At 57.5% G+C, this 927-nt stretch carries 2 protein-coding genes; one reads left to right on the top strand and one right to left on the bottom strand.

The features are described 5' to 3' along the window. Positions 1 to 63: 63 nt before the first annotated feature. Positions 64 to 369: a LysR family transcriptional regulator gene (locus tag VQ042_RS25700; RefSeq protein WP_331823067.1), complete on the bottom strand. Its 306-nt coding sequence runs from the start codon at positions 367 to 369 to the stop codon at positions 64 to 66. 138 nt (positions 370 to 507) lie between these two features. Between VQ042_RS25700 and VQ042_RS25695 the strand changes: the two genes are divergently transcribed. Next, positions 508 to 771, top strand: a complete 264-nt coding sequence (locus tag VQ042_RS25695) for a nickel-binding protein (protein WP_331823066.1) — start codon at positions 508 to 510, stop codon at positions 769 to 771. Positions 772 to 927 lie beyond the last annotated feature (156 nt).

The following is a 927-nucleotide window of genomic DNA, read 5'->3' as shown; positions in this document are numbered from 1 at the left end:
CTGGAATCCGTCGCTCCCTTGAGCGATGATCCGTTCGTTAGCCTGCCAGCCGTGGCACGCTGATCAATCCGGCTTGGCCGGAACCGCACGGCCATCGCCGTCAGCTACACCACCTGTGGGGACACGACCCATTTGGGTGACTTCGGCCTCATCGACGATCCGTTGAAGGTGCGGAAGCATGCTGCGGCCGAACTCGCTCGTAAGGACCTTCTTGCCCTCTCGGTGGAACAGGGGGGAGCCTAGTTTCGCCTCTAGCGCTTTCACAGCCTTGGATAGTGCCGGCTGGGACGCATTGCAGCCCTCCGCGGCCTTGGTGAAGCTTCCCGCGCGGGCAACTGCCAGCGCGTAACGGATCTGGTGCATTTCCATCTTCTTCCCCCGGATGCACGTCATCGAATGCACTCAGCATGTCGGATAACCGGAGGGAATGCACGTATAGATAAACGGTATTGGCCTCGGGAACAGCCGTGGCGTCAGATCGCCTCATGCGAACACAGGAGGAAGAGCATGAGCATCTTTATGGTTGAACGTGACCTGAGCGGCATCGATACGACCGGGCTCGAAGACGCCCAGAAAGCTGCCATCGCTACTGCGGCTCAAATGCGCGAACACGGCTCTCAGATCAATTATGTCCGCTCTATTTTTTCCCCTGACGATGGCCGCTGTATGTGCATTTTCGATGCGGACCAGGAAGCAGACGTAAGACATCTCAACGATCGTGCAGGCTTGCCTTACCACAACATCGTGCCGGTGCTGGATCTCGCTACCTAATCGACAAATGTCGGCTTTTCTCTTCCATCCTGCATGAAAAGATTGTACGCATCCGGCCTGGACCGCGGGGAGCAGATTTTTTTGTTTCAGAGCGGTTTCAGGCTTGCGTCTTTCGGCTTGACCCGTTGACGAGTTGCCGGGAGGTCGTGCGCGAGT

This window comes from Aurantimonas sp. A2-1-M11, from assembly GCF_036549475.1.
GTDB lineage: Bacteria > Pseudomonadota > Alphaproteobacteria > Rhizobiales > Rhizobiaceae > Aurantimonas.
The sequence above is the reverse complement of the archived record's forward strand: the minus strand, read 5'-3'. Positions and strand labels throughout refer to the sequence as shown.

Excerpts from the sequence above, each read along its gene's own strand:
- VQ042_RS25700 (WP_331823067.1), bottom strand. The coding sequence starts at position 369 with ATGGAAATGCACCAGATCCGTTACGCGCTGGCAGTTGCCCGCGCGGGA.
- VQ042_RS25695 (WP_331823066.1), top strand. The coding sequence starts at position 508 with ATGAGCATCTTTATGGTTGAACGTGACCTGAGCGGCATCGATACGACC.